This is a genomic window from Kitasatospora sp. NPDC097691, from assembly GCF_040302665.1.
Taxonomy (GTDB): domain Bacteria; phylum Actinomycetota; class Actinomycetes; order Streptomycetales; family Streptomycetaceae; genus Kitasatospora.
Genome location: NZ_JBEORY010000020.1, coordinates 91,407 through 103,728 on the forward strand (window position 1 = coordinate 91,407; position 12,322 = coordinate 103,728).

The window sequence follows — 12,322 nt, forward strand, 5'->3', positions numbered from 1 at the left end:
GCGTCGACGGTCTGGAGACGTGGAGGATCCGGTGCACAACGAGAAGAGCGACCTGAGGACACGGCTGTTGACGCGGCGGCGCGGGCTGTCCGACGAGGAGCGGACCGCGACGGCGGCCGCGCTGGCCGGGCACGCCGGGGAGCTGGCCGGGCCGGGTGCCACGGTGGCCGCGTACGTCTCGGTGGGCGCCGAGCCCGGCACCAGGCCGCTGCTGGACGAGCTGCGGGCGCGCGGGGTGCGGGTGCTGCTTCCCGTGCTGCTGGCGGACAACGACCTGGACTGGGCCGAGTACGCGGGGCCCGGGGAGCTGGCCCCGGCCGGGCGCGGGCTGCTGGAGCCGGTCGGTCCGCGGCTCGGGCCGGAGGCGGTCACGGAGGCCTCGGTGGTGCTGCTGCCGGGCCTGGCGGTGGACCTCGACGGGCTGCGGCTGGGCCGGGGCGGCGGCAGCTACGACCGGGTGCTGGCCCGGCTGGGCCGGGCGGGCGTGCGGCCGGTGCTGGCGGTGCTGCTGTACGAGCACGAGCTGCTGGAGCGGGTGCCCGCCGAGCCGCACGACCGGCCGGTGGACCTGGCGGTCACGCCGTCGGGGGTGCGGCGGCTGGGCTGACGGCGGGCCCGGCGGCACGGCTTGCGCTCGCAGGAACGGCTGCGGGCCCGGGAGCGGCTGTGGGCCCGGGAAAGGGCTGTGGCCCCGGGAAACGGCGGCGGCCCCGCTCCGTGGTGGGAGCGGGGCCGCCGGGTGTCCGTCCGGGCGTCAGCCGGTGGTGAGCACCAGCTTGTGCTTGGTGGCCTTCTCGACCGCGTCCGGGCTGGAGGCCCAGGTGAGCAGCTTGCCCTTGAGCCAGAGATCGGTCTGGTCGTTGTAGTTCTCGTGGAAGGCGTGACCGGAGGCGCCGCCGACGTTGATCCAGCGTGAGGCGTCGAGGTCGTTCAGGTCGATCACCATCCGCATCGACGGGATCCAGTCCACCTGGTAGCCGGCCGCCGCGTTCCAGCCGGCCGCGTCGACCGCCGCCGAGCCGCCGGAGAGCCGGTAGGGGCCGCGGTTGAGCAGCTTGTGGAGCACGCCGGAGGCGATCGAGGAGTCGTCGGTGCCGAGGGTCTGCTCCTTCAGCTCCAGCTTGTGCAGCCGGCCCCAGCTCCAGGTGGAGACGTCCTTGCTGAGCAGCGAGGTCAGCTCCTGGCGGGCGTTCTTCATCGCTTCCTTGAGCAGGTTGTCCAGGCCCTTCTGGACGTCGTGCTGGGAGTCGATGTACGTCCACCACGAGCTGTCGGGCTTCTCCAGCTGCTGGCGCACCACCTCGGTCCAGCGGTCGCCGCCGTCCGGCTGGGCCTTGGCCGGGTCACGGGTGCCGCACTCGGTGACGATCCTGGTGGTGCTGTCCGGCTTGGTGGGGTCGTCCTGCTGGCGGACCAGCAGGCAGTTGTCCTTGGCCCGGAGGTCGGCCGGGAACTTCTGGCCGAAGGCGAGGGTGAGCAGCTGGCGCCAGACGCCGTTGTAGTAGGCGGCGGCGGCCGAGTCGGCGTCCTGGTGGTAGTTCCAGTCCTTCAGCAGGTCCTGGGCCTCGCGCACGTACGGGTCGTCGATCTGCTGCTTGAGCAGCAGCGGGACCAGCGTCTTGGCCATCACGTTGGTGTTGTCCAGCTGCAGGGTCTGCATGTCGTCCGGCGAGATCTTGCCGTTGTTCTTGAGCAGGCCCTCGATGTTGTCGGTGATCTCCTTGGCGCGGGTGCCGTACTCCCAGTCCTTGGTGAGGCTGTACTTGTAGCTCGGGTCCACCACGGCCTGGTTGGCGGTGACGATGTAGCCGGAGGAGGGGTTGAGGCTCCACGGCATCGCGTTGAACGGGATCGGGTCCTTCCACTGGTACGCGGAGTCCCAGCCCAGCGCGGGGTAGGTGCCGTCGCCCTTGCCGCGGACCGGGATGGTGCCCGGGGCCTGGTAGCCGATGTTCTTGGCGTCGGCGTAGATCAGGTTCTGCGCGGGGACGGTGAAGTCCTTGGCGGCGGCGCGGAAGTCGTCCCAGTTCTTCGCCTTGTCCAGCTCGAAGACGGCGTCCATGGTCTTGCCGGGGGCGAGCGCGGTCCACTGCAGGGCGACGCCGTAGCCGCCGGTGCCGCGGTCGGGCGCGGAGGTGCCGTTGGGGGCGTACTTGCCGACGTTCTGCTGCTCGTTGCTCTGGTCGGAGATCAGCGGGGCGCCGGTCTGGGTGGTGCGGACGGTGATGGTGCGGTCCTCGCCGCCGGCGACCTTGATGGTCTCCTTGCGGAGGTCGAACTTCACGTCCTTGCCGTCGACCTGGTAGGTGTCCGGGCCGGTGACCTTCTCCAGGAAGAGGTCGGTCACGTCGGCGCCGAGGTTGGTGAAGCCCCAGGCGATGTCCTTGTTGTGGCCGATTATCACGCCGGGCATGCCCGCGAAGGTGAAGCCGGAGACGTCGAACTGGCAGGCCGGGGAGGCCGTCCGGCAGTGCAGGCCCATCTGGTACCAGACCGAGGGCAGGCCGGGGCCGAGGTGCGGGTCGTTGGCCAGCAGCGGCTTGCCGGTGGTGGTGTGGGAGCCGGCGACCACCCAGGAGTTGGAGCCGATGCCCTGGCCGGGGCGGCCGAGCAGCTGCGGCATCCCGTCGATCCGGTCGGTGAGGCTCTGCAGCATCGCCTTGGTGGTGGCCTCGCCCTGGGCGGTGGCGGTGCCGTTGCCGGTGCCCGGCTGGGCGGAACCGTCGGCGGGGCGGTAGTTGTCGCCGGCCACGGTGCCGGTCTTCACGATGGTGCCGTTGCGGGCGTACGGGTAGTCCGGGTACAGCTCGGCGATCTTGTCCGGAGCGAAGTCCTGGGCCAGCAGCGAGCGGTCGACCTCCTCCTGGAGGTTCCCGGAGAGGTTCCAGGCCATCGCCTTGAGCCAGGCCACCGAGTCGACCGGGGTCCACTGCTCGGGCTCGTAGCCGCTGTTGACGACGCCGAGCAGGGTGTACTCCAGCGAGGCCTTCGCACCGCCGGGGTGCTCGGAGAGCCAGGCGTTCACGCCGTCCGCGTAGGCCTGCAGGTACTTCTTGGTCTCCGGCGACAGCTTGGTGTCGAACTCCTTCTGCGCCACCTGGCGCCAGCCCATGGTGCGGATGAAGGAGTCGGTGTCGACCTGGCCGTCACCGAACATCTCGGAGAGCCGGCCTGCGGTGATGTGACGTCGGACGTCCATCTCCCAGAAGCGGTCCTGCGCCTGGACGTAGCCCTGGGCGCGGAACAGGTCCTCGGGGGTGTCGGCGTACAGCTGCGGGATGCCGTTGGCATCCCGCTTCACGTCGACCGGCGCGGTCAGGCCCGCGACCTTGACGCTGCCGTCCACCTCGGGGAAGGACGCGCGGACCGCGGAGACCCCGCGGTAGCCGCCGTAGCCGACGCCGGCCACCAGCAGCACGACCAGCACGATCACGAACAGACGGGCGCGCCGGAACTTCTTCGAGCGGGGCATCTGGGTCCTTGCGGTCCTGACTTCGGGGCGGGCGGGCGTGTCCAGGGCCAGCGGCCGTGACAGGGCACCACATTAGGCCGAGTCGGCCGGGCACCGTGAACGGGGGACCAAGCTAAAGGTATGGCAAAATGTTAGACTGAGTAACGATCCGCAAGGGGAGCATTGACGCCTTCTTAACGGGTCGACCTCACCGCACTGCCAGACACCCCGCCCGCCCATGCCTGCCCGAGGTGCCCCTGCGTGAACGTCTCCCATCTGAACCAGCTCCTTCTCGAAGCCTCCGTGATCCTGCTCTTCGCGGTGGTCGCCGTCCGGATCTCCACCCGATCAGGGCTGCCCAGCCTGCTGATCTATCTGGGGATCGGCGTGGCACTGGGCCAGAACGGGATCGGCTTCACCTTCAACAACGCCGAACTCACCCAGGTGATCGGCTACGCCGCACTCGTGGTGATCCTCGCCGAGGGCGGCCTCAAGACCAGCTGGCGCGAGATCAAGCCGGTGATGCCGGCGGCCACCGTGCTCGCCACCGTCGGCGTCGGGATCAGCGTGTTCGCCACCGCGGCCGGCGCGCACTGGCTGGTCGGCCTGGACTGGCGGACCTCGCTGCTGCTCGGCGCCATAGTCTCCTCGACCGACGCGGCGGCCGTCTTCTCGGTGCTGCGCATGGTCCCGCTGCCGCACCGGCTCACCGGCCTGCTGGAGGCCGAGTCCGGCTTCAACGACGCGCCCGTGGTCATCCTGGTCGTGGCCTTCGCCACCACCGGGGAGCTCGACCCCTGGTACGTGCTGATCGGCACGATCATCGCCGAGCTCGCGATCGGCGCGGCGATCGGCTTCGCCGTCGGCAGACTCGGCGCCTTCGGCATCAAGCACGTCGCACTGCCCTCCTCGGGCCTCTACCCGATCGCCGTGATGGCGCTCACCGTGCTCGCCTACGCGGGCGGCGCGCTGCTGCACGGCTCCGGCTTCCTCGCGGTCTACATCTGCGCGGTGATCCTCGGGAACTCCAAGCTCCCGCACGGGCCGGCCGTCCGCGGCTTCGCCGACGGACTGGCATGGATCGGGCAGATCGGCATGTTCGTGCTGCTCGGCCTGCTCTGCACGCCCGCGACCATGGGCTCCGCGGTGGTACCCGCGCTGGTCATCGGTGGCGTGCTGGTCTTCCTGGCCCGACCGCTGTCCGTGGTGGTCTCGCTGACCCCCTTCAAGGTGCCGGCCCGCGAGCAGGCACTGCTGAGCTGGGCCGGGCTGCGCGGGGCGGTGCCCATCGTGCTGGCCACCATCCCGGTGGTGTCGGGCGCGCACAAGGCCGAGGACGTGTTCAACATCGTCTTCATCCTGGTCGTCGTCTTCACCCTGCTCCAGGGGCCGACCCTGCCGTGGGTGGCCAAGCAGCTGAAGATCGGCGAGGGCGCGATGGGCCAGGACCTCGACATCGAGTCCGCCCCGCTGGAGAAGCTGCACGGGCACCTGCTGTCGGTCACCCTCTCCCCCGCCTCCCGGATGTCCGGCGTGGAGGTCAGCGAACTGAGACTGCCCAAGGGCGCGGCGGTCACCCTGGTCGTGCGCGAGGGCAACTCCTTCGTGCCGGACAAGGCGACGGTGCTGCGCGGCGGGGACGAACTGCTGGTGGTCACCACGGACGAGGTCGGCGAGGCCGCGGAGCGGCGGCTGCGGGCCGTCGACAAGGGCGGCAAGCTCGCGGGGTGGCTCCACGGGCGGTGAGCCGGGGGCCCTCCGGGGCGTCCCGGGGGCTCGGGAGGCTCGGGGCGTCCGGGGCGTCCGGGGCGCTCGGGACGGGGTGGGCTGGCGGGATCTACGCGCGTAACTGTATGCTGGTTCGACCACGCCGTATAACCACCGCTAGACCACCCCCAGCATCTGCCTGACGCAGAGTTGGCGCGACCGCTCGGCGGCCGCGGTCCGCCCCCCGGCAACCCCACCGGGCCGACCCGGTATCTACCCCGGTCGACGCGCGAGAGGACGACTCTCGGCGCCGTCGGGGCCACACCATGCCCTGCCGCGCTACCAGGCAGCAGGAAGGACGACCGTGACGGCCCGCCGAACGGTCGACACCGCCGCGGACAGCACCGCGGACACCACCGCAGCCCAGGCCCCCGCCCGCGTCGGGTACGGAGAGCTGCTGCGCACCCCCGGAGCCTGGACCTTCCTGGCCCCGGCCCTCGTCGCGCGACTGCCGTACGCGATGCTCAGCATGGGCATCCTGCTGCTCGTCACCAAGACCCACGGCTCGTACGGCACCGCCGGTACGGTCACCGCCGTCGCCGCCGTCGCCCAGGCCCTGATCGGGCCGCAGACCGGGCGGCTGGCCGACCGGTACGGCCAGGCCGCGGTGCTCGTCCCGACCGTCCTGGTGCACGGGGCCTCGGTCGGCGTGCTGATCGCGCTGGCGCTCGGCCACGCGCCGGCCTGGAGCCTTTTCCTGGCCGCCGTGCCGGCCGGTGCGAGCGTCCCGCAGATCGGTGCGATGATCCGGGCCCGCTGGGTCGCCCGCTTCACCGCCGACGGCCCGTCCGACACCTCGGCGGCCAAGGTGAGCACCGCGTTCGCCTTCGAGTCGGTGACCGACGAGTTCACCTTCGTGATCGGCCCGATCCTGGCCTCCGGCATCGCCGCCATGGCGAGCCCGGCGACCGCCCTGGTCGCCGAGGCCGCGCTGACCGTCGTCGGCGGCCTGGCCTTCGCCGCCCAGCGGCGCACCGCCCCCGCCCGGATCGTGCCGCAGCCCGGCGCCGAGCGTGTCTCGGCGATCGCCTCCCCCGGCGTCCGGCTGCTCGCCGGGTCCATCCTCGGCGTCGGCGCGGTGTTCGGCGGCATGCAGGTCTCGGTGAACGCCTTCGCCGACTCGGTCGGGCAGCACGACGCGGGCGGCACCGTGTACGGGATCTTCGCGGGCGGCTCGATGCTGGCCGGCGTGCTCTACGGCGTGATCGCCTGGCGACGGCCCGTCCACAAGCGGATGCTGATCAGCTACGCGCTGCTGGTCCTGGGCTGCTCCACGCTGTGGGCGATGCCGAACCTGGTCGCGCTCACCGTCGCCGGGCTGGTCTGCGGCCTGGCCATCGCGCCGACCCTGATCAGCGGCTACACCCTGGTCGAGACGCTGGTCGCGGACGGCGCCAAGACGGAGGCCTTCACCTGGCTGACCGGTGCCATCGGGCTGGGGCTCGCGGTCGGCTCGATGGTGGCGGGCAGCCTGATCGACGGGCACGGGCCGTCCACCGGGTTCCTGGTGCCGCTGATCGGCGCCGGCCTGGGGCTGCTCGCGCTGTTCTCGCAGCGGCACCTGCTGGTGGCACCGCGGACTTCGAACCGGATCGTCGCCGGCTCCGCGCCGGGCTCCGTGGAGCCCGCCGGCGCTGCACAGCTGGTGGGCGCGGCCAAGGGCTGAGCGAGGCGGTGGTTCGCGGCCGATCCCGGGCCGGGGCGGGGCCGATCTCACACCGGAGTCGCTGGACTGATCCCGCGGAATGCCGCATCATTGACCATCGTTAGCACTCATCAGGCGAGAGTGCCAGGAGGAAGACAAGTGCCCACGTACCAGTACCAGTGCACCGAGTGCGGCAACGGCCTGGAGGCGGTGCAGAAGTTCACCGACGAGGCACTGACCACGTGCCCCGACTGCCAGGGACGGCTTCGCAAGGTCTTCTCGGCCGTGGGTGTCGTGTTCAAGGGGTCCGGCTTCTACCGGACCGACAGCCGCTCCTCCTCCAGCAGCTCGGTCGGTTCCGGGTCGTCGTCGACGTCGTCGACCACGACCTCCGCGGCCCCCGCGTCGGGCACGGGCTCCTCGGCCCCGTCCAGCCCGGCTCCGGCCGCGAGCTGACCAGGGCGCCCGGAAAGCAGTCGGGCGCACAGCAGTCCTCGGAAAGGCCCGTCGATCCCGCTTCCACGCGGGGGCGGCGGGCCTTTCCGCATTCCTCCGGACCGGTTCTTCAGGCCCCGGTTCTTCAGGCCCGGTTTCGCCGGGCCGGTTCCTCCGGGCCGCTTCCTCCGGGCCGGTTTCGTCAACTCCGGCAGGGCGGATCAACCTGTGCGGGTGTACGAAGTCGTCCACAGGGGCGGGTTTGTCCACAGGCTGGGGAAACGGCTTTCCGGGTCCGGCCCGAGCGCGCATCGTGTGGGTCGTCAGCCGGTCCACCCGGGGTCGGCTGCCAGGCCTTCCGGAGGTGCGTCGATGACGACCATGAGCTTCTCCGTCCCGCTGCCCGCCCCCGCCGTTCCGCCCCGGCAGGAGGTGCCGAGCTTCCCGCCGATCCGGCGCGGGTGCGGTGGGTGGCACCGCCTGCGCAGCGCGGTCCGGCGGCGGGCCGGGGTGCCCGCGCTGGTGCTGCTCGCGGTGGCCGCCGCGCTCGCGCTCGGGCCCGCGCGGGCCGGTCTGCCGCCACCCGGCGGGGGCGCGATGGGCCGGACGGGTTGTCAATCCGGGGCTGCGGAAGATCACCCGTAACCCGGCAACGACTTCGTCGTTCGAGGCGGCATGAAGGGCTTCAAGGAATTCCTGCTGCGCGGAAATGTCGTCGAACTCGCCGTCGCCGTGGTCATCGGCGCGGCTTTCACCAACATCATCAACGCCTTCGTCAAGGGCGTGATCAACCCGATCATCGGCGTGTTCGGAACGAAGGACCTGGGTTCCTACAGTTCCTGCCTCAAGGGACCCTGCGTGGTGGGCCCGACCGGCGAGGTCACGTCCGGGGTCCAGATCCTGTGGGGATCGGTGCTCAGCGCCGCCCTGCAGTTCCTGATCACCGCGGCCGTCGTCTACTTCGTCCTGATCGTGCCCATGAACAGGATGGCGGCCCGCCGCCAGACCCCCGCCGAGGCCGCGGCGGAGGCCGAAGCCAAGGAGGTCCAGCTACTGACCGAGATCCGCGACGCGCTGGTCGCACCCATGCGCTGACGCGCAGACCGTACCCGTCCGTCCCTCAGCCCCCGTGGTGCGGCGGGCGCTGGCTCAGGTACCAGTCCAGCCCCCGCCCACCGCTCTCCCCCGCCCCGGAACGCTCGCCCCAACCGGTGTCGGTGTCGTCCCGGGACTGCTGGTCCAGCGGGTCCCGGAAGACCAGCCGGGCCTTGGCCGCGGGCTTCTCTTGCGGCTCGCGGTCCCCGGTCGGGTCCTGGCCCCGGTCCTGGCTCTGGTCCTGGTCCTGGTCCTGGTCCTCGCCCGCGCCCTGCTCCGCCGGTCGTTCCTGTCCCTGCTCGCTCACCCTGTCCACTCCGTCGTTCGCCTCGTCCTGCCCGCCCTGTCCTGTCCCTCCAGCCTAAGAGCCCCGAGGCACGACTCGGGCCCCGGTACGGAGCGCTCCGTACCGGGGCCCGAGCGGGCGGGCAGATCCGTCAGGCGGGCCGTCGGAAGGGCTGGTCACGCGGGCACGGAAGGGCTGGTCATCCGGGCTGGGCACCAGGGCTGGTCAGGCGGCTTCGAAGCCTGCGTGGTCCGCGATCTTCTTCAGCTCGGCCAGCGCGTGCTTCTCGATCTGCCGGATCCGCTCACGGGTGAGGCCGTGCTGCTTGCCCACCTCGGTGAGGGTGCGCTCGCGGCCGTCCTCCATCCCGTAGCGGGAGCGGATGATCGAGGCCGTGCGATCGTCCAACCGCCCGATCAGATCGTCCAGTTCCTCACGGCGGAGCATCACCATCACGGCGTCCTCGGGGGACGTCGCCCCGGTGTCCTCGACGAGGTCGCCGAACTGGGTCTCGCCCTCGTCGTCCACCGACATGTTCAGGCTGACCGGGTCACGCGCCCAGTCCAGCACGTCCTTGATCCGGGCCTCGGTGGTGTCCAACTCGGCCGCGATCTCGGCCGGCTCGGCCTCGCGCCCCAGCTCCTTGGACTTCTCGCGCTGCACCCGCCGGATCCGCCCCAGCTCCTCCACCAGGTGCACGGGCAGCCGGATGGTGCGGGACTGGTCGGCGATGGACCGGGTGATCGCCTGCCGGATCCACCACGTCGCGTACGTGGAGAACTTGAAGCCCTTGGCGTAGTCGAACTTCTCGACGGCGCGCACCAGGCCCGCGTTGCCCTCCTGGATGAGGTCCAGCAGGGGGAGGCCGCTGCGCGGGTACCTGCGGGCGACCGCGACCACGAGCCGGAGGTTGGAGCGGATGAAGACGTCCTTGGCGCGCTCGGCGTCGGCGGCTATCGTCTCCAGCTCCTCGCGCGTGACGCCGTCGGGGAGTTCGTCCTCGTCGAGCAGATGCTGGGCGTACACCCCGGCCTCGATCCGCAGCGAGAGCTCGACCTCCTCGGCGGCATCGAGCAGGGGCGTCCTGGCGATCTCGTCGAGGTACATGCCGACCAGGTCACGGTCGGCCTCAAGGTTGGTCGGGCGGGCCGCGCGAGTCCGGTCGGCCCTGTCGCGAACGACGGCACGGGTGGCCATGCTTGCTCCCTTTGCTGGTGTTGCCGAGGTCTGCCTGCCTGCCCGGAGGGCAAGAAGTGCGGGCCCCACGGGGCTCACACGTAACGATCCAACGAACAGATTCCGGACAACATTCCCAAGTCACTCCGATTCTTCCCGCTGATGCAGTATCCTGCCGGTTTTCACCCCGACTTTGGACGCTCGGTGACCACTCGGGCACGTCCCGTGCATTCGCGCGACCGTTCACGGAGCGATTTCTTCACTCGACTCTCACGCGCCGGTCGCCTATTGGTTGAACCCGCGAACGGCCGCGGGCGTTCCCGCGCACCCCCGCTACACGCCCGCGCCCGCGCCCCGGCGCACGCAGGACCTCCGCACAAACGATGCCGAATCGCTATCGCTCCAGCTCCCGATCGGCACAGGACACTGGGAAGGTGTCAGCCATGCACCTGACCAACAGCACGACCTCCGCCACTGCGCGTAACCGCAGTCTCCTGCGGGACGCCGCGGTCATGTTGGTTTGTGCCGCACTGTTCAGCCTCCTGGCGGCTCTGGTGACGGGCCACTGGCGCCCGCTCGAACGCTTCGACCAGGAGTGGACCGACGAACTGCACATCTACGCCCGGGAACACCGGATCTGGACCGCCTCGGTGCAGACGCTCTCGGACATCGGCGGCACCGTCACGATGCGTACACTCCTCGGAATCGCCGCCGCCTGGCTGTGGTTGATCGGCGCGCGGGTGCTGGCCGGCTGGGTGGCCGCCCAGACACTGGTCGGCTGGGGCGCCCAGTGGGCACTCAAGCTGGCCTTCGACCGCGCGCGGCCCGGCTTCTCCGACCCGGTCTCGCACGCCGGCGGCCCGGCCTTCCCCTCCGGCCACGCCATGGCCTCGACGATCACCTGCGCCGTCCTGGTCAGCCTGCTCTGGTACCGGGTCCGCCGCCGGGGCCGGACCGCCGCCTCCGCGGTCGCGGCGGCGACGGTGCTGACCATCGGCTGGACCCGGATCGCGCTCGGCGTGCACTGGCCCAGCGACGTGCTGGGCGGTTGGCTGGCCGCCGGGATCGTGTTGGGTGCCGTGACCACCGTGATCGAGCTCTGGCGGCCCGGCGCGCTGGCCCGCGACGTACGGCGGGTCAACTGGCGTACCAGGCCGAGGGTTCAGCGGGTCATCGTGCCGTCCGTCCGGCCGGTCCGGACCGCCGACCCGATGGACGAGGGCCACCCGGACGACGCCCCGCCGGCCGAGGGCTCGCCGGACCGGGGCCCGCTGGGTGACGGCCTGCTGGGTGACGGCGCGCTGCGCGAAGGTCCGCCGGCCGACGGCGCGCCGGGCGAGCACGGTCCGGACGGTGCCACCCCGAGGGACGCGGCCGACCGCCCGGACGAGACCGTCAGTTGAGGCCGCGTCATCTGCGGGCACCCGTCGGCTAGCGTGACCGCCATGTCCACCACCCCTGCTCCCGCCCCCGCGTTCCCCGCCGGACACCCCGAGCGGCCACTGCGGATCGCCACCGTCCAGACCCAGGCCGTGGCCGGCGACATATCCGCCAACGCCGAGCAAGCCGCCGCACTGATCCGCGAGGCCGCCGACGCCGGGGCCCGCCTGGTGCTGTTCACCGAGAAGTTCCTCTCCGGGTACGAGCCCGACCTGATCCGCACCGACCCGCTCAAGTACACCGTCCAGAACGGCGATCCGCGCCTCGCGCCGATCGCCGACGCGTGCCGCGAGACGGGGACCGTCGCCGTCGTCGGCGCCGCCGTGCAGGACGGTGCCGACCTGCGGATCTCCGCGCTCGTCCTCGGCGCGGACGGCGGCTTCGTCACCCGCTACGACAAGCAGTACCTGTTCAAGGCCGAACGCGACCTGTACCGCCCCGGGACGGCCGGCTGCACCCTGGAGCTGGACGGCTGGCGGCTCGGCCTCGGCATCTGCTACGACTCCGGCTTCCCCGAGCACGCCCGTGCCGCCGCACTCGACGGCTGCCACGCCTACCTGGTCGGCGCGCTGTTCAGCATGGGCCACGGCCACCACGAGTCCCGCGTCTGGTTCCCCGCCCGCGCGCTCGACAACACGCTCTACACGGTGCTGGCCAATCACATCGGCCGCACCGGCCCCTGGCACACCTGCGGCGGCAGCGCGGTCTGGGGCCCCGACGGCCGCCTGATCGCCGAGGCGAGCGAGGACCGGCGCGAGGTCGTCGTCGTCGACCTCGACCCCACCGTCCTGCGCACCACCCGCGAGAACGAGACCCTGCTCGCCGACCTCGCCCTCTCCGCCGCACATCCGGCCGCACCGCGGACCCGCATCACCCTGGCCTGACCCGGCGAGCGGCCCGGCTGACGCCCGGCTCGGCGCACACCGGGGTCGGTCGGTCCGACGGCACCCGCACCCGCCCCCGGCCCGGCGCCGCCCGTGCCACCCGTCCCGGTCGGTCGGGTGGCAGGGGCGGACGGCGTCCGGGG

11 protein-coding genes are annotated in these 12,322 nt (G+C 71.7%); 8 read left to right on the forward strand and 3 right to left on the reverse strand.

All coding sequences use genetic code 11. The features are described from left to right. The first annotated feature begins 31 nt into the window (after positions 1-31). Entirely contained in the window at positions 32-607 is a 576-nt protein-coding gene (locus ABTY56_RS16845; RefSeq protein ID WP_350629557.1) for a 5-formyltetrahydrofolate cyclo-ligase, read from the forward strand. Between the two features lie 147 nt (positions 608-754). On the opposite strand, the gene ABTY56_RS16850 is transcribed toward ABTY56_RS16845, so the two are convergent. Then, positions 755-3,472: a penicillin acylase family protein gene (locus ABTY56_RS16850; protein WP_350629558.1), complete on the reverse strand. Its 2,718-nt coding sequence runs from the start codon at positions 3,470-3,472 to the stop codon at positions 755-757. A gap of 240 nt (positions 3,473-3,712) precedes the next feature. On the opposite strand from ABTY56_RS16850, the gene ABTY56_RS16855 reads away from it, so the two are divergent. From ABTY56_RS16855 to mscL, 5 genes are all read left to right on the forward strand, one after another. Further along, positions 3,713-5,197 carry a potassium/proton antiporter gene (locus tag ABTY56_RS16855; RefSeq protein ID WP_350629559.1) on the forward strand — a complete coding sequence of 495 codons (1,485 nt, stop codon included), beginning with the start codon at positions 3,713-3,715 and terminating at the stop codon, positions 5,195-5,197. A gap of 325 nt (positions 5,198-5,522) precedes the next feature. After that, positions 5,523-6,884, forward strand: coding sequence for an MFS transporter (locus tag ABTY56_RS16860; RefSeq protein ID WP_350629560.1), 1,362 nt, complete (start codon positions 5,523-5,525; stop codon positions 6,882-6,884). 138 nt (positions 6,885-7,022) lie between these two features. Next, positions 7,023-7,319, forward strand: coding sequence for an FmdB family zinc ribbon protein (locus ABTY56_RS16865; RefSeq protein ID WP_350629561.1), 297 nt, complete (start codon positions 7,023-7,025; stop codon positions 7,317-7,319). 351 nt (positions 7,320-7,670) lie between these two features. Next, on the forward strand, positions 7,671-7,943 hold the full coding sequence (locus tag ABTY56_RS16870) for a hypothetical protein (RefSeq protein ID WP_350629562.1): 273 nt from the start codon (positions 7,671-7,673) through the stop codon (positions 7,941-7,943). A 30-nt stretch (positions 7,944-7,973) separates the two neighbouring features. Continuing rightward, positions 7,974-8,393 carry a large conductance mechanosensitive channel protein MscL gene (gene mscL / locus ABTY56_RS16875; RefSeq protein WP_350629563.1) on the forward strand — a complete coding sequence of 140 codons (420 nt, stop codon included), beginning with the start codon at positions 7,974-7,976 and terminating at the stop codon, positions 8,391-8,393. A gap of 25 nt (positions 8,394-8,418) precedes the next feature. On the opposite strand, the gene ABTY56_RS16880 is transcribed toward mscL, so the two are convergent. Together ABTY56_RS16880 and ABTY56_RS16885 are read right to left on the reverse strand one after the other, a co-directional pair. Beyond that, complete coding sequence (locus tag ABTY56_RS16880; protein WP_350629564.1) at positions 8,419-8,700, reverse strand: hypothetical protein; 282 nt, start codon at positions 8,698-8,700, stop codon at positions 8,419-8,421. Positions 8,701-8,904: 204 nt separating this feature from the next. Next, positions 8,905-9,876, reverse strand: coding sequence for a sigma-70 family RNA polymerase sigma factor (locus tag ABTY56_RS16885; protein WP_350629565.1), 972 nt, complete (start codon positions 9,874-9,876; stop codon positions 8,905-8,907). A gap of 422 nt (positions 9,877-10,298) precedes the next feature. Between ABTY56_RS16885 and ABTY56_RS16890 the strand changes: the two genes are divergently transcribed. Together ABTY56_RS16890 and ABTY56_RS16895 are read left to right on the forward strand one after the other, a co-directional pair. After that, positions 10,299-11,258 carry a phosphatase PAP2 family protein gene (locus tag ABTY56_RS16890; RefSeq protein ID WP_350629566.1) on the forward strand — a complete coding sequence of 320 codons (960 nt, stop codon included), beginning with the start codon at positions 10,299-10,301 and terminating at the stop codon, positions 11,256-11,258. 42 nt (positions 11,259-11,300) lie between these two features. Next, positions 11,301-12,179 carry a carbon-nitrogen hydrolase family protein gene (locus tag ABTY56_RS16895; RefSeq protein ID WP_350629567.1) on the forward strand — a complete coding sequence of 293 codons (879 nt, stop codon included), beginning with the start codon at positions 11,301-11,303 and terminating at the stop codon, positions 12,177-12,179. The last annotated feature ends 143 nt before the right edge of the window (positions 12,180-12,322 follow it).